Here is a 19,829-nt window from a genome sequence, read left to right as displayed (position 1 = left end):
CGTCCTGGTGGTGGCTTCGAGCGCCGTGACGACCGGCCGCGTGGGCCCCGTCGCGACGACGACAGCCGCAGTGGTGGTTTCCGTCGTGACGACAGTCGGCCCGCGAGTGGCGGTGACCGGGGCGGCTTCCGTCGCGATGACAGCCGCGGCGGCGGTGACCGGGGTGGTTTCCGTCGCGATGACAGTCGTGGTGGCGGTTCCGGTGGTGGGTTCCGTCGTGATGATCGTGCGCCGCGTCGTGATGACGACCGCGGTGGGCGTCCTGGTGGTGGCTTCGAGCGCCGTGACGACCGGCCGCGTGGGCCCCGTCGCGACGACGACAGCCGCAGTGGTGGTTTCCGTCGTGACGACAGCCGCGGCGGGCAGCGGGACGACCGGGACCGGGGTGGCTACCGCGGGCGTGACGACCGTGGTGGCTTCGACCGGCGCGACGACCGGGAGCGGGAGCCGATCAAGCGGCTTCCGATCCCCGACGATGTCACCGGTGACGAGATCGACAAGGACGTGCGGCAGGAGCTGCTGAGCCTGCCGAAGACCCTGGCCGAGGATGTTGCCAGGAACCTCGTCATGGTTGCCCGGCTCATCGACGAGGACCCCGAGCAGGCGTATGCGTACTCGCGTATCGCGCTGCGGCTGGCCTCGCGGGTGGCTGCTGTGCGTGAGGCGGCCGGCTTTGCCGCGTACGCGACGCAGAAGTACGCGGAGGCGCTGGCCGAGTTCCGGGCGGCGAAGCGGATGACCGGTTCCGTGGAACTGTGGCCCGTCATGGCCGACTGCGAGCGTGGACTCGGGCGGCCCGAGCGGGCGATGGCCATGGCCGGCGAGCCCGAGGTGCAGAAGCTGGACAAGGCCGGGCAGGTCGAGATGCGGCTGGTAGCGGCCGGGGCCCGTAGGGACATGGGGCAGATCGATGCCGCCATCGTCACCTTGCAGAGCTCCGAGCTGGCCTCGAGCGCCGTGCACCCGTGGACGCCGCGGCTGCGGTATGCGTACGCGGATGCGCTGCTGGCCGCGGGGCGCGAGGACGAGGCCCGTGAGTGGTTCGCGAAGACCGTGGAGGCCGACAAGGACGGCTCCACCGACGCGTCGGACCGGCTCGCCGAGCTGGACGGTGTCGAGTTCGTCGATGCTCTCGGCGAGGACGACGACCATGACGCCGATGAGGCGGCCGACGTCGATGCCGATGGTGAAGACTCGGCCGACAAGGCCTAGGAAATGAGAAGAGGGCGGCATCCCGCGAGGGGTGCCGCCCTCTTCCTTGTTTCCGGCCTCAGTCGAGGGTGAGGCTGCGCAGGACCAGGCCCGTGGCCGGCTTGGGGCCGAACGAGGTGGACTTGCGCGGCATGGTGACGCCCTGTCGGGCCAGGTCCCGGACGACTTCTTCACGTACCGGATACATCAGGACCGCTGTGGCGTTGTGGCGCTCGGCCTGCTCCACGGCCGCCTCGGTGTCATGTATGTACGCAATGTGCTCCGGGGTGTCCGGGATCTGCCACACGTGGTCCAGAAGGGTCGCGTGCAGCACCGTCGCGTCGAGGGTGCGCCAGGCGAGTGGGCGGTCGGCCGGGACGGTGCGGGCCAGCAGCGCCTTGTCCGGGCGGTCGACGAGGTGGAAGTGGCCGTCGCCGGCGAGCAGGAACGCGTTGCCTTCGGCGGCCGCCTCGGCGAGGGCGTCGACGGCCGCGGGGAGAGGTTCCTCGATGTCCCGGATACGGAAGGCGCCGCTCAGTGCGGCCAGTGCGTCGCCGACCGGGAGGCGGTGCAGCAGCCGGTGGATGGCGCGGACCCGCAGCGGATAGCGGGCCGTGTCGACCAGGAGGACCAGGCCGAAGTCCCAGGGGCCGGGAACGGTGTGTTCCTGCTGGAGACGGAGGTAGGTGGCCCAGCGGTGGTGGCCGTCGGCGATGAGCGCCTGGCGTCGGGCGAGATCGGTTTCGATCTCGGACCGGTCGGCCGGGTCGGTGACCGCCCAGAGCCTGTGGCAGTAGCCGTCCTCCGTGGTGGTGGCGAGCAGTGGCGGCCGGTGGATGGTGCGCTCGATGACGGCGGTCGCGCCGGTCGGGTGACCCTCGCTGCGGTAGGTCAGCAGCAGCGGTTCGAGGTGGGCGGCTGTGGTCCGCATCAGGTCGGCCCGGTCCTCGACGACATGGGCCATCACGTCCTCGTGCGGCAGCACGATGCCGTCGGCGGGGGCGGAGAGCGCCAGTGCCCCGACGATGCCGCGTTGCAGGATCTCGCCGTTGCGCTGTTCGTAGACATAGAGCGCAGGCTCGGGCTCGGGGGCGAGTATGCCCTCGTCGAGCCAGCGGTTCAGGGTCTCGGCGGCCTGCTCGTTGCGCGCGGCGGCCGTGTCGGCCTGCGGCAGTATCAGCCGGACGATGTTGTGCGGGTCCGCGGACTCCAGGTGGTGCAGCCCGTCGGGGCGCACGACGACGTCGTACGGCGGTGAGGTCACCGCGGCGAGACTGCCTACCCGCTCGGGGACATAGCGCAGTCCACGGAACGGGATCAGGCGCAGTCCCTGGGCGACGGGACCTGGTGTGTTCATTTCTGCATCGTATGTGCGTTGCGGGGATGCGCGATGATCGGGGGAGAAGCATGCAATGAGGAGCGTAGGAATATGAGTCAGGCGAGCAGGACCCGGCCGAGCGGGAGCAGCACCGCGCTGAGCGAGACGTACGACACGGCTCTGCTCGATCTTGACGGGGTGGTGTACGCGGGCGGTGCTGCGATCGTCCATGCCGTCGACTCGCTGGGTGCCGCGCGGGACGGCGGGATGCATCTCGCTTATGTCACCAACAACGCGCTGCGGACACCGGCCGCGGTTGCGGAGCACCTGACCGAACTCGGGGTGCCGGCCGAGCCCGCCGATGTGATCACCTCGTCGCAGGCGGTGGCCCGGCTGATGGCCGATCAGCTGCCGGCCGGGGCTCGGGTGCTTGTGGTCGGGGGAGAGGGGCTGAGGGTCGCGATGGTCGAGCGCGGACTGGTGCCGGTGGAGTCGGCGGACGACGAGCCGGTGGCGGTGGCGCAGGGGTACGGCGGTCCCGACATGACGTGGGGACGGTTCGCTGAGGCTGCGTACGCGATTGCCCGTGGGGTGCCGTGGTTCGCGTCCAACACCGATCTGACGATTCCGAGTGCGCGGGGGATCGCGCCGGGCAACGGTGCGGCGGTCGAGGTCGTACGGATCGCCACCGGTGCCGAGCCGCAGGTCGCCGGGAAGCCGCTGCCTCCGATGCACCGGGAGACCGTGCTGCGGACCGGGGCGAAGCGGCCGCTGGTGGTCGGGGACCGGCTGGACACGGACATCGAAGGTGCGTTCAACGGCGGTGTGGACTCGCTGCTCGTGCTCACCGGGGTCACGGACGCGAGCCAGCTGGTGGCGGCCGAGCCCAAGCACCGGCCGACCTATGTCGATGCGGACCTGCGGGGGCTGCTGACCGGGCAGCCCGAGGTGACCGAGACCGTCGGCGGCTTCGGCTGCGGTGGCTGGACGGCCGCGGTGCGCGGCGACGAGTTGGTGCTGGAGGGTGACGGGGACGTGCTCGACGGGCTGCGGGCGCTGTGCGGGGCTGCCTGGTCGTACGCGGGCGAGGGTGCCTGCGGGCTGGATGCGGGGAAGGCGGTCGCCAAGCTCGGGCTGTAGGACGGTGTCCGGGATCCGCTACTCGGCGGGCGTGTCGGGGCGTTCGCCGGGCGGCGGATCCGTACGGGATGAATCGGGTGTAACCGGCGCTGCGTTGCGTGCGGGGGATCCATGCGGCTCGACAACTTTGGAGGGTAGGCTAACCTAACCTCGTGTTGGTCGAGAGTCCGCCAGAGCCGAGCGCAGGTCCGATAGCCGCGCCGGTGACATCCGCGTCCCCCGGGCGCCCTGCGATACGTGCCGTGGGGCTGCTGCTCGCCGTGGTCGCGCTGGTGCTGGTGTGCCTCGCGAGTATCGCGATCGGCGCCAAGGCACTGCCGCTCACCGATGTCTGGCACGGTCTGTTCCACGCCTCCGGGACCCATGGCGATGTCCTCGTACGGGACGTGCGTATCCCGCGGACCGTGCTCGGGCTGATCGTCGGTACCGCGCTCGGCCTCGCCGGTGCGGTGATGCAGGCCCTGACCCGTAACCCGCTGGCCGAACCCGGACTGCTGGGGGTCAACGCGGGCGCGTCGGCAGCCGTCGTATCCGCCATCAGCTTCTTCGGTGTCACCTCGCTGACCGGGTACGTCTGGTTCGCGTTCCTCGGTGCCGCGATCGTGTCGGTGGTGGTGTACCTCCTCGGCGGCAGCCGGTCCGCGACCCCTGTACGGCTCGCGCTCGCCGGGACCGCGGCCAGCGCCGCACTGTTCGGCTACGTCAACGCCGTACAGCTGCTGGACGCGGCGGCGCTCGACCGGCTGCGGTTCTGGACGGTCGGGTCGCTGGCTTCGGCGAACATGGAGACCGTCGGCAAGGTGTGGCCGTTCATAGCGGTCGGCGTCGTCCTCTCGCTGCTCATCGCCCGGCCGCTGAACGCCCTGGAGATGGGCGACGACACCGCCAGGGCGCTCGGCGCCCATCTGGTCCGCACCCGCGTCCTCGCGATGCTCGCCGTCACCCTGCTGTGCGGGGCGGCGACCGCCGCCTGCGGGCCGATCGTCTTCATCGGGCTGATGATCCCGCACCTGGTGCGTGCCATCACCGGGCCCGACATGCGGTGGATCCTGCCGTACGCGGCCGTGCTCTCACCGGTGCTGCTGCTCGGCGCGGACGTGGTGGGGCGGGTGATCGCCCGGCCGTCCGAGCTGCAGGTCGGCATCGTGACCGCGCTGCTCGGCGGGCCCGTCTTCATCCATCTCGTACGTCGCAGGAGGATGGCCCAGCTGTGAAGACAATGAAGACCCGTACGAAGCGTGGAGCCGGCGCGGTTCGGTCGGTGTGCGCCGTGCGGACCGGCGGGGGGCTCTCCTTCCGGGTGGACGTCCGGGCCCTCGTGGTGATCGTGGTAATCGCCGCGGTGGCGGCAGGGGCCGGGGTCGTGCTCATCGGCAGCGGCGACTACGCGATGACGCCCGGCGAGGTCGTGAGCACGCTGTTCGGGCACGGCACCTTCCAGCAGGAATTCATCGTCACCGACCTGCGGCTGCCACGGGTCCTCGTCGGGCTGCTGGTCGGCGCGGCGCTCGGGGTCGGCGGCGCCGTGTTCCAGACCGTTTCCCGCAATCCGCTCGGCAGCCCCGACGTGCTCGGCTTCGGCCAGGGCGCCACGGTCGGGGCGCTGACGGTGATCGTCCTCTTCCAGGGCGGTGCTGCCGCGGTCGCGGGCGGCGCGGTGGTCGGCGGGCTGCTCACCGGGGTCGCCGTCTACCTGCTCGCCTGGAAGCGCGGGGTGCACGGCTACCGGCTGGTGCTCGTCGGCATCGGCGCGGCCGCGATGCTCACCGCCGCCGCCCAGTATCTGATCACCAAGGCCAACCTGGTCGACGCGACCCGCGCCGTCGTCTGGATGACCGGCTCGCTGGACGGGCGTGACTGGGCGCAGGTCTGGCCGCTGCTGGTGGTGTGCGGCCTGTTCATTCCTATGGTGCTCGGGCACGGGCGGGCGCTGCGCATGATGGAGATGGGCGACGACGCCGCGTACGCCCTGGGTGTTCGAGTGGAACGCACCCGGCTCGTCCTGATGGGCTGCGCCGTGCTCCTCGTCGCCGTCGCCACCGCCGCCGCCGGCCCCATCGCCTTCGTTTCGCTGAGCGCCCCGCAGCTGGCCCGCCGGCTCACTCGCTCGCCCGGACCCAATCTGGCGCCCGCCGCCTTCATGGGCGCGGCACTTCTGCTCGTCGCCGACTGGATCGCGATGGACGCCTTCGGTGACCGGCAGCTGCCGGTCGGCGTCGTCACCGGGGTGCTCGGTGGCTGCTACCTGCTGTGGCTGCTCGTCTCCGAGCGCAGGGCGGGGCGGATATGAGGGCTCGCCGGACGGTGAATCCGTCCCGTAACGCCAGTACATCGATGACCCTTCCCACTGACTCCGGGAGTACGACCATGCAGCGCCTCACCGCGGACTCGGTGACCCTCGGCTACGACCAGCGGGTCATTGCGGAGAACCTCTCGGTCGGGATCCCCGACAACTCGTTCACCGTGATCGTCGGTCCCAACGCCTGTGGGAAGTCCACGCTGTTGCGGGCGCTGTCACGGATGCTCAAGCCGAGCCGGGGGCAGGTACTGCTGGACGGTCGGACGATCCATGGCATGCCCGCGAAGAAGGTCGCGAAGACCCTGGGGCTGCTGCCGCAGTCCTCGATCGCGCCGGACGGCATTACCGTCGCCGACCTTGTTGCGCGCGGCCGGTATCCGCATCAGGGGCTGCTGCGGCAGTGGTCACCGGAGGACGAACGCATTGTCGAGGAATCGATGGTGTCCACGGGTGTCGCCGAGCTGGCCGATCGCTATGTCGACGAATTGTCCGGCGGGCAGCGGCAGCGGGTCTGGATCGCGATGGCGCTCGCTCAGGAGACGCCGCTGCTGCTGCTGGACGAGCCGACGACGTACCTCGACATCCAGCACCAGATAGATGTCCTCGACCTGTGCGCGGAGCTGCACGAGACGCGGGGGCGCACGCTGGTCGCCGTGCTGCACGATCTGAACCATGCTGCGCGCTATGCCACGCATCTGATCGCCATGCGCCAGGGCGAGATCATTGCCGAGGGGGCGCCGGGGGATGTGGTCACGGCGGAGCTCGTGGAGCGGGTGTTTGGGCTGCGGTGCCAGGTGATCGATGATCCGGAGACGGGGACGCCGTTGGTGGTGCCGGCCGCGCGCAGTGCGCGGGGCGCGCGAGTGGTGGATTCGGTGGGCGCCTGAACGAGAGGACGGGTGTGGCCGTGCGGTGGGTTGCGCGGCCTGCGGGCGTGCTTCGTCCTCAATCGCCGGACGCACTTGAGTGTGCCCGGCGTGCGCTCATTGCCGTGGTCGGGGTTACAGCAGCGTTCTGAGGCGCAGAAGGTCTCGGAAGCTTGCTTCCAGGCGGACTCTTCCCGAGCTCCAGGCCCTTGCGAAGTTCAATTCGCCGTTCACCATGGCCACCAGGTCGTCGCCGGTCATCGCGAGACGGATCTCGGCCTTCTCCGCCGGCGGGCCCTCGAGCGTGTCCAGTACCTCGATCCGGCCACCCTTGAGACGGCCGGTGAAGGTGATTGCGAGGTCCTTGATGTGACAGCTCAGCGAACGGTCCAGGGCAGCCGCGCTGCGCACGTCGCCCTCGGCCGTCGTGAGGTTGTCGGAAAGTCTGTCGAGTGCGCTGCGGCACTCCGCCATGGTCGCCATCCTGATCGACGGTACCTCAGCCCTTCGCGGTAGCGTTTCCGCATGAGCGACTTGATGCCGGAGCCCGCAGCGGTGCCCGGGGAGCAGGAAGGGACGGCCGGGCCCGCTCCCGACCCCGCCGCCCCCGCGCCCCTCGGCGTCGTGCGCACCCCCACCGGGAACGCCGAGGTGGACGCGCGGCTGGAGCGGCTGGCCGATGCGGACCACCTCCCGGCGGACGGACACATCGAGGTGTACGAGGATGTACATCGTGGGCTGCGCGATGCGCTGACCGCGCTGGACGCCCGGCCCGTACCCGCACCGATGCCCTCGTACAACAAACCGATGCCCTCGTACAACAACAGGAGCTGAACCGAACGTGGCAGGAGTGGCACGTCGCCGCCTCGACGCCGAGCTGGTACGCCGTAATCTCGCCCGCTCTCGCGAGCACGCCAGCCAGCTGATCGCCGCAGGGCGGGTGACCGTCGGCGGCAACACCGCGACCAAACCCGCCACCCAGGTCGAGACCAGCGCCGCGGTCGTCGTCATCAAGGACGACAGCGACCCCGAGTACGTCTCGCGCGGCGGGCACAAGCTCGCGGGCGCCCTCGCCGCGTTCGTACCCCACGGGCTGAAGGTCGAGGGGCGGCGGGCGCTGGACGCCGGGGCGTCGACCGGCGGCTTCACCGACGTACTGCTGCGGGCCGGAGTCGGCCATGTCGTCGCCGTCGACGTCGGCTACGGGCAGCTCGCCTGGTCGCTGCAGTCCGATGAACGCGTCACCGTCAAGGACCGCACCAACGTGCGGGAATTGACGCTGGAGGCGATCGACGGGAAGGCGGTGGACCTGGTGGTCGGCGATCTGTCGTTCATCCCGCTGGGGCTCGTACTGCCCGCTCTGGCGCGCTGCGCCGCCCCCGACGCGGACCTGGTCCTGATGGTCAAGCCGCAGTTCGAGGTCGGCAAGGAGCGGCTCGGCAGCGGTGGTGTGGTGCGCAGCCCGGAGCTGCGGGCCGAAGCGGTACGGGAGGTGGCGCGCCGGGCCTGGGCGCTGGGGCTCGGAGTGCGCGGGGTGACCGCGAGCCCGCTGCCCGGGCCGTCCGGCAATGTCGAGTACTTTCTGTGGCTGCGGGCCGGAGCACCGGAACTGGATCCCGCAGATGTCGACCGTGCAGTGGCGGAGGGGCCTCGTTGACGACGAATGCGGCACGAACTGTCTTTCTTTTGGCACATACCGGCAGGCCGGCCGCGATCCGCAGCGCCGAGCTCGTCGTACAAGGGCTGCTGCGCAGCGGACTCGGTGTACGGGTTCTTGCCGCGGAGGCAGCCAATCTGCCGCTCCCACCGTCCGTGGAGACGGTCGAGGACGCCACGCCCGGGGCCGTGGACGGCTGTGAGCTGCTGGTCGTGCTCGGCGGGGACGGGACGCTGCTGCGCGGCGCGGAGATCTCCCGGGCCTCCGGGGTGCCGATGCTCGGCGTCAACCTCGGCCGGGTCGGCTTCCTCGCCGAGGCCGAGCGCGACGACCTGGACAAGGTGGTCGACCGGGTCGTCACCCGGGCGTACACGGTCGAGGAACGCATGACGATCGATGTCCTGGTGCACAGCAACGGCGACATCGTCCACACCGACTGGGCGCTCAACGAAGCGGCCGTGCAGAAGGTGTCGCCCGAGCGGATGCTCGAAGTCGTCCTGGAGATCGACGGCCGGCCGGTCACCGGATTCGGCTGTGACGGGATCGTCTGTGCGACGCCGACCGGCTCGACGGCGTACGCGTTCTCGGCCGGCGGACCGGTGGTGTGGCCGGAGGTCGAGGCGCTGCTGATGGTCCCGATCAGCGCCCATGCCCTGTTCGCCAAGCCGCTGGTGACGTCGCCGACCTCGGTGCTCGCCGTCGAGGTCCAGCCGCACACGCCGCACGGGGTGCTGTGGTGCGACGGACGCAGGACCGTGGAGCTGCCGGCCGGGGCACGCGTCGAGGTGCGGCGCGGGGCGGTGCCCGTACGGCTGGCGCGGCTGCACCATGCCTCGTTCACGGACCGGCTGGTGGCGAAGTTCGCACTGCCGGTGGCGGGGTGGCGGGGCGCCCCGCACTGATCGCTCGTGGTGCGCCGGATGACCGCGGTGGAACCGCAGGTCGTGGCCGCACGGCGCACGCGAGAGTGAATCCGCGGCCGGGGCCCGTCGCACACCGGGGCCCGGACCTCGTAAGGTCGTGTCCGTGTTGGAGGAGATGCGGATACGGTCGCTCGGGGTCATCGACGACGCGGTGGTGGAGCTGTCGCCCGGTTTCACCGCGGTGACGGGTGAGACCGGCGCGGGCAAGACCATGGTCGTCACCAGCCTGGGACTGCTGCTCGGCGGGCGCGCCGACCCTGCCCTGGTGCGGGTCGGCGCCAAAGCTGCCGTCGTCGAGGGGCGGATCACGGTGTCCGCCGGTGACGCGGTTGCCGTACGGGCCGAGGAGGCCGGGGCCGAACTCGAGGACGGTGCGCTGCTGATCAGCCGTACCGTTTCCGCGGAGGGGCGCTCGCGCGCCCACCTCGGCGGCAGGTCCGTGCCGGTGGGCGTGCTCGCCGAGCTCGCGGACGAACTCGTGGCCGTGCACGGCCAGACCGACCAGCAGGGGCTGCTGAAGCCCGCCCGGCAGCGGCAGGCCCTGGACCGGTACGCGGGCGACGGAGTCGCCGTGCCGCACGCCAAGTACGCGGCGGCGTACCGGCGGCTGCGGGCCGTGGTCACGGAGCTCGACGAGCTGACCACGCGCGCCCGTGAACGCGCCCAGGAAGCGGATCTGCTGCGCTTCGGGCTCGGCGAGATCTCCGGGGTCGAACCTCTGCCCGGTGAGGACGCCGACCTGGCCGCCGAGGCCGAGCGGCTCGGCCACGCCGAAGCGCTCTCCTCCGCTGCCGCCCTGGCGCACGCCGCGCTCGCGGGCAACCCGGAGGACCAGGAGGCCGTCGACGCGACGACTGTCGTCGCGGCCGCCGGGCGGTCGCTGGACGCCGTCCGCGCCCATGACCCGGCGCTGGCCGCGCTCGCCGACCGGATCGGTGAGATCTCCATCCTGCTCGCCGATGTGGCGGGCGAACTGGCCGGGTACGCCGATCAGCTGGACGCCGACCCGTTGCGGCTCGCCGCGGTGGAGGATCGGCGCGCCGCGCTCACCGGGCTGACCCGCAAATACGGCGAGGACATCGCCGCCGTCCTCGCCTGGGCCGAGGACGGGGCCGCCCGGCTCACCGAGCTGGAGGGCGACGACGACCGGATCGGCGAGCTGACGGTTGAACGGGACGCGCTGCGGGCCGAGCTCTCCGGCCTCGGGCAGGCGTTGACCGATGCGCGGACGGCGGCGGCAGCGCTCTTCGCCGAAGCGGTGACCGCGGAACTGGCCTCGCTCGCCATGCCGCACGCCCGGGTCTCGTTCGACATCCGGCAGACTGACGCGGCGGACGAGGCGTCCGGCATCGAGATCGGCGGGCGGAGCGTCGTCTACGGTCCGTCCGGCGCCGACGACGTCGAGCTGCTGCTGGCCCCGCACCCCGGCGCCCAGCCCCGGCCGATCGCCAAGGGTGCGTCGGGCGGTGAGCTGTCCCGGGTGATGCTGGCTGTCGAGGTGGTGTTCGCGGGCTCCGACCCCGTGCCCACGTATCTATTCGACGAGGTCGACGCGGGTGTCGGCGGCAAGGCGGCCGTCGAGGTCGGGCGGCGGCTGGCGAAGCTCGCCAGGTCCGCGCAGGTGGTCGTCGTCACACACCTGCCGCAGGTGGCGGCGTTCGCCGACCGTCAGCTGCTGGTCGAGAAGACGGTCGACGGGTCGGTGACCAGCAGTGGTGTCACGGTCCTGGAGGGCGAGGACCGGGTACGGGAACTGTCCCGGATGCTTGCGGGGCAGGAGGACTCGGAGACGGCCCGGGCGCATGCGGAGGAGCTGCTGGCCACGGCGCGGGCGGACGGGTAGGGGCGACGCGGCCCCCGTGCTCCGGTCCGGGACCGGATCAGCGGGCTCGCCGAGGCGCTGTCGGGCCGCTGACACGGCAATATCGCACCACTGTCCTCACCCGTCCGGGTGGTAACGTCCGCCCGGTTGTCGCCGCACACACCGGAACAACGGCCCGACGGTCCCGGAACGTGCGTACGGACTGGCATCCTTGGCGGTGCACATACCGCCGACTCGGGAGCTCCGGGAGCCATTCAACGTGTCACAGCTGCGTACGGTCCAAGTCCTGGGCGGCGGCAGTGCGGGCAGCAGCGCTCACGTCGGCTCGCTGGCCGCAGGGCTGGTGGCGAGAGGCGTGCAGGTCACTGTCTGCGCCCCGGCCGAACTGGACCGCGCCTACGACTTCTCCGGTACCGGGGCCCGCTTCGTCCCCGTACCGCGACGCAGTGACCCGGCCGCCGTCGCCGCGCTGCGGGCGGCGTGTGCGGGGGCGGACGTGGTCCATGCGCACGGGCTGCACGCCGCCGTACGCGCCGGTCTTGCGCTCGGCGGTCGCCGCACACCGCTGGTCCTGACCTGGCACACCCGGGCGTACGCCGAGGGTGCCCGCAACCGGTTGCTCCACCTGCTGGAGCGAAGGGCCGCCCGGGCTGCGGCCGTTGTGCTCGGCACGTCGTCGGATCTGGTCGACCGCGCCCGGCGCCGAGGTGCGCGTGACGCCCGCCTCGCGCCGGTCGCCGTTCCCGTGCAACGACGCCCCGCTCTGCTCCACGGCGGCAAGGCTCGTGCCGAACTCGGTGTGGTGGAACGGCCGTTACTCGTCTCCGTAGGCAGTCTCGTACCGCATCGCGGGTACGGCACGCTGCTCGACGCGGCACGGATGTGGCGCCAACTCGACCCCGTGCCCCTGCTGGTCATCGCGGGGGAGGGACGGGACCGGGGTGCCCTGCAGCGGCGGATCCGGAACGAGGATCTGCCCGCCAGACTGATCGGCGGGCGGGACGACATCGCCGGACTCCTCGCCGCCGCGGACCTGGCCGTGCTGCCGAGCCGTTGGGAGGCGCGGTCGGTGCTGGCGCAGGAGGCGCTGCGGCTGGGGGTGCCGCTGGTCGCCACCGCGGTGGGCGGGGTGCCCGAACTCGTGGGGGACGCGGCAGAACTTGTGCCGTACGGGAACGCGGAGGCACTGGCCCGGGTCGTGGCGCGGCTGCTGAGAGATCCGGCGGCGCGCGAGCGGATGGCTGCTGCGGGGCGGGTGCAGGCGGCGAGTTGGCCCACGGAGGACGACACGATCGCGCAAGTGCTGAGCGTGTACGACGAGTTGGCTCAGCCGTCGGCGGGTGCGCGGGTGCGGTGACGTGGGGTGCCGCCGAGGGGGCCGGTGGTCGTTCTGCCCTCAATCGCCCGATGGGCTCGATGTGGCGTGGCGGCGGGCTCTCAGGGCCAGGCTCAGGGCCAGGACCGTCTGGGGGTCGTCCAGGTCCGTGCCGAGCAGCTCGCCGATGCGGGCCAGGCGGTTGTAGAGCGTCTGGCGGTTCAGGTGCAGGTCGCGTGCCGTCTCCGCCTTGCGGCCCGCGTGGGCGAGATACGACTCCAGGGTGGGCAGCAGCGGTGGGCGCGACGTGCGGTCGTGGTCGCGCAGCGGGCCGATCGCCCGGTCCACGAACGCCGCCAGGTCCGGGTGGTTCCGCAGCCGCCACAGAAGCAGGTCGATGTCCAGGCGCCGGGCGTCGTACCAGGGCCGGTCGCCGAGGCCCTGCGCGGCCGTTGCCGTCTCCGCCGCGTGCCGCAGGCCCGCTCCGGCCGCCGCCCAGCCGCCCGCGACCCCGACCACCACGACCGGTGGATGCGAGCCGGCCCGTTCCAGACCGGCCCGTTCGACGCCCGCGCGCAGCGCCGCCGCGACCCGGTCGGCCACCGCCGTGCGCTCCGTCTCGGACCGCAGCCCGAGCAGCAGCGGAACCCGGCCCTCCACGGGTCGTACGCCGAGCAGTACCGGCACTCCCACCGACGACAGCTCCTCCAGGACCGCGCGCGCCAGCAGCGCCCAGTTGCCCGACGGGGACAGCTCGGGGGCCAGCCGCATCACCACGGGGAGCATCGGCGCCTCGCCCGGCTTGAAGCCCAGTACGCGTGCCTGTGCGGGAGCGTCCTCCGGCGTGATCCGGCCCTCCGCGAGGTCCGTCAGGAAGTCGCCGCGGCCGCGGGCGGCGAGCTCCTCCTCCTGGCGGGCCTGCATCAGCACCACGGCGAGAATGCCCGCCGCCCGCTCGGCCGCCATCCGGTGCACGGTCACCAGCGGCCCGGACACGGCGAGCAGCACCAGCCTGGCCCGTACTGCACCGGATCCCGGACCGCCGCCCGGCACATCCACCAGCACCGCGCCCGTGGGCGGTGTCTCGCGGGCCGCCCGGCCGCCGCGCATCCCGTCCCAGACCTGGAGCGGATCGGCGGAGACCGGGCCGGAGCCGGGGCCCGCCGCGTACAGCAGCTGACCGTCCGCCGTCTCCAGGAAGACCGGGTTGGCGGTGAAGTCCGCCAAAATGCCGAGCACTTGCGGGACCCCGCCGCCCCCGAGCAGCGCCTCCGTACACCGTCGGTGCACGTCCTCGGCCTGCCGCAGCAGTGCGTAGTGGCCGTTGACGATCTCGGTGTGGATCTCCTCGGTCACCGTCACGAACGGCACCTCGCGGTGCAGCTGCACGAGCGGCAGACCGGCGGTCCGTGCGGCGTCCACGATCGAGGCGGGCAGCCTGCTGAACCGCGGCCCGAGCTCCACCACCAGGGCGGCGATGCCCCGGTCGGCGAGCCTGCGCACGAAGGTGCGCTGCTCGGCGGGCCGGGTGCCGAGGCCCAGGCCGGTGGTGAGCAGCAGTTCACCGCCCTTGAGCAGCGAGGCGATGTTCGGGACCTCGCCCGCGTGCACCCAGCGCACCGTGCGGCCCAGCCGGTCCGCGCCGGCCACCACCTCGGGGAGTCCGCTGCGCAGCCCCGGCAGCTCGAGGGCGCGCTGCACGGTGATGCCGCCTTGGTTCTCCACTGGTCCGGGCCTCGTGCTTCCGTTCGCGTCGGGCGGGCTGTCGCTCTGACCAGGAAGGTACCGGCCGGACGGCGGGCGGGCGTCGTCGGGGGAGTTCATCGGCCGACGGAGGCCGGCTCGACGTTGTGGTTGAGATGGAACACATTGTCGGGGTCGTACGTGGCCTTGACCGCCGCGAGGCGGGCGTAGTTCTCGGCGCCGAGTCCGGCGACGACCCGGTCCTCGCCCTCGCGCCCGATGAAGTTGAGGTAGACGGCGCCGCTGGACCAGGGGCGGACATCGGCGCGCACGCGGCGTACCCACTGCTTGCCGCGCTCGTCGTCGGACGGGCTCTCCCAGATGCCGAAGGGGTGCACCGCCCAGCGGGCGGCGCGCCACGGCAGCGGGTAGTCGGCGGGGCCCCGGGCCACGGCGCCGCCCATCGGGAAGAGGACGTGCTGTGAGTTGGAGGGGACCGGCATGTCGGGGGCGCGGGCGCAGAACAGGTCCACCGCCCCGTCCGGGAGGCTGTCGAGATACTCGGCGGACCAGTAGTTCCGCAGTCCCGGCGGGTCGTCGAGCATGCACTGCAGCTCCGCGTAAGGAATGTCGGAGATCACCTCCGCCTCGTGGTCGATGGCGAGGACCGGCCGGGACACGTCGAGGGCCTCGCCCAGCGGGCCCGTCCAGGTGACCAGGACCGCGCAGATGAGCGTGGAGACCAGATGCTTCGGTACGAAGTCCTCCGGCGGCCCGGTGAAGTAGAGGAAGGCACCGCCCGCCCTGTCCGGCGCGGAGGTCATCAAGTCGCGGTACGCACGCATGACTTCGGGCCCGTCCTCGGGGCGGTACAGCAGCATCACGTAGGACATGGCGGGCAGCTCGTACAGATTCAGCGTGAGGGAGGTGACGACGCCGAAGTTTCCGCCGCCGCCGTGCAGTGCCCAGAAGAGCTCCGGGTTCTCGTCGAGGCTCGCGTGGACGGTGCTGCCGTCCGCCGTCACCAGTTCGGCGGCCAGCAGGTTGTCGCAGGCCAGACCGAAGCCGCGCTCCAGCCAGCCGGAGCCGCCGCCGAGCACGAAGCCGCCCACGCCGGTGGTGGATACCCGGCCGCCGGTGGTCGCCAGGCCGTACGCCTGGGTGGCCCGGTCCAGATCCCTCATGAGGGTGCCACCGCCGATACGTGCCGCCTGGTCGGCCGGGGAGACGGTCACGTCGTTCATACGGCGCAGGTCGACCACCAGGCCGCCGTCCGTGGACGACATGCCCGCGACGCTGTGGCCGCCGCCACGGACCGCGATCTCCAGACCGTGCTCGCGCGCGTACCGCACGGACCGTGCCACGTCGGACTCCGACGCGCACTGGGCGACCACCGCGGGCCGCCGGTCGATCATGCTGTTGAAGACCGTGCGCGCCGCGTCGTATCCGGGGTCACCGGGAGCGAAGGCCTCGCCGGTGAAGTCCCGGCGCAGACCGTCCAGGGCGCTGTCCGTCGTACTGCTGATGCCGGTGGTGCGGGGCGTCATGATGCCCCCTTCCGAGGGCGTGACAGGTCCTTTCCATCCTAGGTCCGTGTCCGCGAAGTCTCGCCCGGCCCAGGCCGGCGCACACGGTCCTGCCACGCCGTCCGTCGGTCAGCCCACGTACGCCCCGCTCGCGGTCAGCCGCAGCGCCGTGTCGATCAGAGGGACGTGGCTGAATGCCTGCGGGAAGTTCCCCACCTGACGCTGCAGCCGCGAATCCCACTCCTCCGCCAGCAGCCCCAGATCGTTGCGCAGCGACAGCAGCCGCTCGAACAGCTGGCGTGCCTCGTCGACCCGCCCGATCATCGCCAGGTCGTCCGCCAGCCAGAACGAGCACGCCAGGAACGCTCCCTCGTCGCCCTCCAGGCCGTCGACGCCCGCGTCCTCGCCCGTGGTGGGGTAGCGCAGCACGAACCCGTCCTCCGTGGACAGCTCCCGCTGGATCGCCTCGATCGTGCCGATCACACGCTTGTCGTCCGGCGGCAGGAAGCCCATCTGCGGGATCAGCAGCAGAGACGCGTCCAGCTCCTTCGACCCGTAGGACTGGGTGAAGGTGTTCCGTTCCTTGTCGTAGCCGTTCTCGCAGACGTCGCGGTGGATGTCGTCGCGCAGCTCGCGCCACCGCTCCAGCGGCCCGTCGGTGTCCCCGGACTCGATCAGCTTGATGGTGCGGTCGACGGCGACCCAGGCCATCACCTTGGAGTGGACGAAGTGGCGGCGCGGCCCGCGCACCTCCCAGATGCCCTCGTCCGGCTCGTCCCAGTGGTTCTCCAGGTACTCGATCAGCTTGAGCTGGAGCCCTGTTGCGTAGTCGTTGCGGGTCAGGCCCGTCATGTGCGCGAGGTGCAGAGCCTCGGTGACCTCGCCGTACACATCGAGCTGCAGCTGGTTCGCCGCGCCGTTGCCGACCCGGACCGGGCCGGAGTTCTCGTAACCGGGCAGCCAGTCCAGCTCGGCCTCGCCCAGCTCGCGCTCGCCCGCGATGCCGTACATGATCTGCAGGTTCTCCGGGTCGCCCGCGACCGCCCGCAGCAGCCACTCACGCCAGGCGCGGGCCTCCTCGCGGTAGCCGGTGCGCAGCAGCGAGGAGAGGGTGATCGCGGCGTCGCGCAGCCAGGTGTAGCGGTAGTCCCAGTTGCGCGAGCCGCCGATGTCCTCCGGCAGCGAGGTGGTCGGCGCGGCGACGATGCCGCCGGTCGGGGCGTACGTCAGGGCCTTCAGAGTGATCAGCGAGCGGACCACCGCCTCCCGGTACGGGCCGTGGTACGTGCACTGCTCGACCCACTCGCGCCAGAAGTCCTCGGTCGCCTCCAGCGCGCCCTCGGGGTCCGGCAGCGCGGGCGGCTCCCGGTGCGAGGGCTGCCAGCTGAGGGTGAACTCGATCCGGTCGCCCGGTGCGACGGTGAAGTCGGAGTACGTCGTCAGGTTCTCGCCGAACGTGTCGGCGGGCGTGTCCAGCCAGACGGAGTCCGGGCCGGCCACCGCGACGGTACGGCTGTCGACCCGGTGCACCCACGGGATCACCCGCCCGTAGCTGAACCGCATCCGCAGCTCGGAGCGCATCGACACCCGGCCGCTGATCCCTTCCACGATCCGGATCAGTTGCGGTGCACTGTCACGTGGGGGCATGAAATCGGTCACCCGGACCGTGCCGCGCGGCGTGTCCCACTCCGATTCCAGGATCAGGGAGTCGCCGCGATAGCGCCGCCGGTCCGCGCGCGGCGGTTCGGACCCCGCCGCGTGCGCGGGGCCCAGGCGCCAGAAGCCGTGCTCCTCGGTACCCAGCAGTCCCGCGAAGACGGCATGCGAATCGAAGCGGGGCAGGCAGAGCCAGTCCGCCGTACCGTCCCGGCAGACCAGGGCGGCGGTCTGCATGTCTCCGATGAGTGCGTAATCCTCGATGCGCCCGGCCACGTGCATCTCCAGTCGAACGGCCACGTCGCCCCGTGGGGCGCTTACTGCGGGTAAAAAGGTCGTTGCAAGGGGTTGTTGTGGGGAGCCGAGGGCTCGAATGGGTCGCCCGGCTGCGAGTGTCCGAGCAGGATACGACGCACGCCCATGATCCGCGCGACGGTCCAGGTAACACCTCTGAGCCGATCGGGTGGGGCCCGAACACAATGTGGTGATCTTGCGAGGCCGGTGCGCCGGGCGTGGCCGGAAGCAGGCTCCCCGAGTCGCTGATACCCTGGTAGCCCGTGGACCGGTGGTCGTCAGCAACAGCGGACGAGGCCCCCGAACCGCAGCGACGGCACCTTCGGAGTCTCCGGATGGCAACGCCGGTACGCACCTCAAGATCCGCGACCACGGGAGCCCCCTTTGGCTATGCAGCCCACATCCACGACGACCAAGCACATCTTCGTCACCGGGGGTGTCGCCTCCTCCCTCGGCAAGGGTCTGACTGCCTCCAGCCTGGGTGCCCTGCTCAAGGCGCGGGGCCTTCGGGTCACGATGCAGAAGCTCGACCCGTACCTCAACGTCGACCCGGGCACGATGAACCCGTTCCAGCACGGCGAGGTGTTCGTCACCAACGACGGCGCCGAGACCGACCTGGACATCGGCCACTACGAGCGCTTCCTCGACGTCGACCTCGACGGCTCCGCCAACGTCACGACCGGCCAGGTGTACTCGCAGGTCATCGCCAAGGAGCGGCGCGGTGAGTACCTCGGTGACACCGTCCAGGTCATCCCGCACATCACCAACGAGATCAAGCACCGCATCCGCCGCATGGCGACCGACGACGTCGACGTCGTCATCACCGAGGTCGGCGGCACGGTCGGCGACATCGAGTCGCTGCCTTTCCTGGAGACCGTCCGCCAGGTCCGTCACGAGGTCGGCCGGGACAACGTCTTCGTCGTGCACATCTCGCTGCTGCCGTACATCGGCCCGTCCGGCGAGCTGAAGACCAAGCCCACCCAGCACTCGGTCGCGGCGCTGCGGAACATCGGTATTCAGCCGGACGCGATCGTGCTGCGCGCCGACCGTGACGTACCGACCGCCATCAAGCGCAAGATCTCGCTGATGTGCGACGTCGACGAGGCCGCCGTGGTGGCCTGTGTGGACGCCAAGTCGATCTACGACATCCCGAAGGTGCTGCACACCGAGGGCCTGGACGCGTACGTCGTGCGCAAGCTCGACCTGCCGTTCCGCGACGTCGACTGGACCACCTGGGACGACCTGCTGGACCGTGTCCACAACCCCGACCACGAGGTCTCCGTCGCGCTCGTCGGCAAGTACATCGACCTGCCCGACGCGTATCTCTCGGTCACCGAGGCCATCCGGGCCGGCGGCTTCGCGAACAAGGCCCGCGTCAAGGTCAAGTGGGTCGCCTCCGACGACTGCAAGACCCCGGTCGGCGCCGCCAGGCAGCTCTCCGACGTCGACGCGATCTGCGTGCCCGGCGGGTTCGGCGACCGCGGTGTCAACGGCAAGATCGGCGCCATCCAGTACGCCCGCGAGAACAAGGTGCCGCTGCTCGGTCTCTGCCTCGGCCTGCAGTGCATCGTGATCGAGGCGGCGCGCAACCTCGCCGAGATCCCCGACGCCAACTCCACCGAGTTCGACGCCGCCACCTCCCACCCGGTCATCTCGACGATGGAGGAGCAGCTCGCGTACGTCGAGGGCGCCGGCGACCTGGGCGGCACCATGCGGCTCGGCCTGTACCCGGCGAAGCTCGCCGAGGGCTCGCTGGTCCGTGAGGCGTACGACGACCAGCCGTACGTGGAGGAGCGTCACCGCCACCGCTACGAGGTCAACAACGCCTACCGTGCCGAGCTGCAGAAGAAGGCCGGTCTGGTCTTCTCCGGCACGTCCCCGGACAACAAGCTCGTCGAGTACGTCGAGTACCCGCGCGAGATCCACCCCTACCTGGTCGCCACCCAGGCGCACCCGGAGCTCCGGTCCCGGCCGACCCGCCCGCACCCGCTCTTCGCGGGCCTGGTCAAGGCGGCTGTCGAGCGCAAGACCGGCAGCAAGCAGGGCACCACGTCGGGCAAGTAGTCCGACGGCAGGCAGGCGTTACCGTTGACCGGGGTACGGATCCACTGAGGGTCCGTACCCCGGTTTCTGTTTTTT

The 19,829-nt window shown here is 71.3% G+C and carries 16 protein-coding genes; 11 read left to right on the top strand and 5 right to left on the bottom strand.

Annotated elements, in window-relative coordinates; genetic code table 11:
* The first annotated feature begins 519 nt into the window (after positions 1-519).
* Positions 520-1,212 carry a tetratricopeptide repeat protein gene (locus ABZV38_RS23270; protein WP_356329816.1) on the top strand — a complete coding sequence of 231 codons (693 nt, stop codon included), beginning with the start codon at positions 520-522 and terminating at the stop codon, positions 1,210-1,212.
* A gap of 58 nt (positions 1,213-1,270) precedes the next feature.
* On the opposite strand, the gene ABZV38_RS23265 is transcribed toward ABZV38_RS23270, so the two are convergent.
* On the bottom strand, positions 1,271-2,548 hold the full coding sequence (locus ABZV38_RS23265; RefSeq protein WP_356329806.1) for a DUF1015 domain-containing protein: 1,278 nt from the start codon (positions 2,546-2,548) through the stop codon (positions 1,271-1,273).
* Between the two features lie 72 nt (positions 2,549-2,620).
* On the opposite strand from ABZV38_RS23265, the gene ABZV38_RS23260 reads away from it, so the two are divergent.
* The 4 genes from ABZV38_RS23260 (at position 2,621) to ABZV38_RS23245 (ending at position 6,835) form a co-directional block, all read left to right on the top strand.
* On the top strand, positions 2,621-3,649 hold the full coding sequence (locus ABZV38_RS23260; protein ID WP_356329803.1) for an HAD hydrolase-like protein: 1,029 nt from the start codon (positions 2,621-2,623) through the stop codon (positions 3,647-3,649).
* 203 nt (positions 3,650-3,852) lie between these two features.
* Positions 3,853-4,863 (top strand): iron chelate uptake ABC transporter family permease subunit, encoded by a 1,011-nt coding sequence (locus ABZV38_RS23255; protein ID WP_356329801.1) that lies wholly within the window; start codon positions 3,853-3,855, stop codon positions 4,861-4,863.
* Between the two features lie 5 nt (positions 4,864-4,868).
* Positions 4,869-5,939 carry an iron chelate uptake ABC transporter family permease subunit gene (locus tag ABZV38_RS23250; RefSeq protein WP_356329814.1) on the top strand — a complete coding sequence of 357 codons (1,071 nt, stop codon included), beginning with the start codon at positions 4,869-4,871 and terminating at the stop codon, positions 5,937-5,939.
* A gap of 77 nt (positions 5,940-6,016) precedes the next feature.
* A complete protein-coding gene (locus tag ABZV38_RS23245) occupies positions 6,017-6,835 on the top strand; it encodes an ABC transporter ATP-binding protein (RefSeq protein WP_356329799.1) in 819 nt (272 codons plus the stop codon).
* Positions 6,836-6,949: 114 nt separating this feature from the next.
* On the opposite strand, the gene ABZV38_RS23240 is transcribed toward ABZV38_RS23245, so the two are convergent.
* Positions 6,950-7,297 carry an SCP2 sterol-binding domain-containing protein gene (locus ABZV38_RS23240; RefSeq protein ID WP_356329797.1) on the bottom strand — a complete coding sequence of 116 codons (348 nt, stop codon included), beginning with the start codon at positions 7,295-7,297 and terminating at the stop codon, positions 6,950-6,952.
* 42 nt (positions 7,298-7,339) lie between these two features.
* Here ABZV38_RS23240 and ABZV38_RS23235 point away from each other — a divergent pair, with 42 nt between their 5' ends.
* The 5 genes from ABZV38_RS23235 to ABZV38_RS23215 all read left to right on the top strand — a co-directional run bounded on the left by ABZV38_RS23235 (position 7,340) and on the right by ABZV38_RS23215 (position 12,573).
* The gene (locus ABZV38_RS23235; RefSeq protein ID WP_356329796.1) at positions 7,340-7,648 is read left to right on the top strand and encodes a hypothetical protein; all 309 of its coding nucleotides are present in this window, start codon (positions 7,340-7,342) and stop codon (positions 7,646-7,648) included.
* Positions 7,649-7,655: 7 nt separating this feature from the next.
* On the top strand, positions 7,656-8,471 hold the full coding sequence (locus ABZV38_RS23230; RefSeq protein ID WP_356329794.1) for a TlyA family RNA methyltransferase: 816 nt from the start codon (positions 7,656-7,658) through the stop codon (positions 8,469-8,471).
* Complete coding sequence (locus ABZV38_RS23225) at positions 8,468-9,373, top strand: NAD kinase (protein WP_356329792.1); 906 nt, start codon at positions 8,468-8,470, stop codon at positions 9,371-9,373. Before ABZV38_RS23230 ends, ABZV38_RS23225 begins: the two co-directional genes overlap by 4 nt.
* A 118-nt stretch (positions 9,374-9,491) precedes the next feature.
* Positions 9,492-11,237: a DNA repair protein RecN gene (recN, locus tag ABZV38_RS23220; protein WP_356329790.1), complete on the top strand. Its 1,746-nt coding sequence runs from the start codon at positions 9,492-9,494 to the stop codon at positions 11,235-11,237.
* A gap of 238 nt (positions 11,238-11,475) precedes the next feature.
* Positions 11,476-12,573 carry a glycosyltransferase family 4 protein gene (locus ABZV38_RS23215; RefSeq protein WP_356329787.1) on the top strand — a complete coding sequence of 366 codons (1,098 nt, stop codon included), beginning with the start codon at positions 11,476-11,478 and terminating at the stop codon, positions 12,571-12,573.
* 39 nt (positions 12,574-12,612) lie between these two features.
* Here the strand turns inward: ABZV38_RS23215 and ABZV38_RS23210 are convergent, their stop codons facing one another.
* The 3 genes from ABZV38_RS23210 to ABZV38_RS23200 all read right to left on the bottom strand — a co-directional run bounded on the left by ABZV38_RS23210 (position 12,613) and on the right by ABZV38_RS23200 (position 17,672).
* Positions 12,613-14,256 carry a PucR family transcriptional regulator gene (locus tag ABZV38_RS23210; RefSeq protein WP_356329785.1) on the bottom strand — a complete coding sequence of 548 codons (1,644 nt, stop codon included), beginning with the start codon at positions 14,254-14,256 and terminating at the stop codon, positions 12,613-12,615.
* Between the two features lie 95 nt (positions 14,257-14,351).
* Positions 14,352-15,761, bottom strand: a complete 1,410-nt coding sequence (locus ABZV38_RS23205) for an FAD-binding oxidoreductase (RefSeq protein ID WP_356329784.1) — start codon at positions 15,759-15,761, stop codon at positions 14,352-14,354.
* 108 nt (positions 15,762-15,869) lie between these two features.
* A complete protein-coding gene (locus tag ABZV38_RS23200; RefSeq protein WP_356329782.1) occupies positions 15,870-17,672 on the bottom strand; it encodes a glycoside hydrolase family 15 protein in 1,803 nt (600 codons plus the stop codon).
* Positions 17,673-18,080: 408 nt separating this feature from the next.
* Here ABZV38_RS23200 and ABZV38_RS23195 point away from each other — a divergent pair, with 408 nt between their 5' ends.
* Complete coding sequence (locus ABZV38_RS23195) at positions 18,081-19,754, top strand: CTP synthase (protein ID WP_356329780.1); 1,674 nt, start codon at positions 18,081-18,083, stop codon at positions 19,752-19,754.
* Positions 19,755-19,829 lie beyond the last annotated feature (75 nt).

The organism is Streptomyces sp. NPDC005181 (assembly GCF_040608395.1).
In the GTDB taxonomy this organism is placed as follows: Bacteria; Actinomycetota; Actinomycetes; order Streptomycetales; family Streptomycetaceae; genus Streptomyces.
This window is presented reverse-complemented; position numbering and strand designations above follow the sequence as displayed.

Excerpts from the sequence above, each read along its gene's own strand:
- ABZV38_RS23235 (WP_356329796.1), top strand. The coding sequence starts at position 7,340 with ATGAGCGACTTGATGCCGGAGCCCGCAGCGGTGCCCGGGGAGCAGGAA.
- ABZV38_RS23245 (WP_356329799.1), top strand. The coding sequence starts at position 6,017 with ATGCAGCGCCTCACCGCGGACTCGGTGACCCTCGGCTACGACCAGCGG.
- ABZV38_RS23250 (WP_356329814.1), top strand. The coding sequence starts at position 4,869 with ATGAAGACCCGTACGAAGCGTGGAGCCGGCGCGGTTCGGTCGGTGTGC.
- ABZV38_RS23205 (WP_356329784.1), bottom strand. The coding sequence starts at position 15,761 with ATGACGCCCCGCACCACCGGCATCAGCAGTACGACGGACAGCGCCCTG.
- ABZV38_RS23265 (WP_356329806.1), bottom strand. The coding sequence starts at position 2,548 with ATGAACACACCAGGTCCCGTCGCCCAGGGACTGCGCCTGATCCCGTTC.
- ABZV38_RS23260 (WP_356329803.1), top strand. The coding sequence starts at position 2,621 with ATGAGTCAGGCGAGCAGGACCCGGCCGAGCGGGAGCAGCACCGCGCTG.
- ABZV38_RS23240 (WP_356329797.1), bottom strand. The coding sequence starts at position 7,297 with ATGGCGACCATGGCGGAGTGCCGCAGCGCACTCGACAGACTTTCCGAC.
- ABZV38_RS23195 (WP_356329780.1), top strand. The coding sequence starts at position 18,081 with ATGCAGCCCACATCCACGACGACCAAGCACATCTTCGTCACCGGGGGT.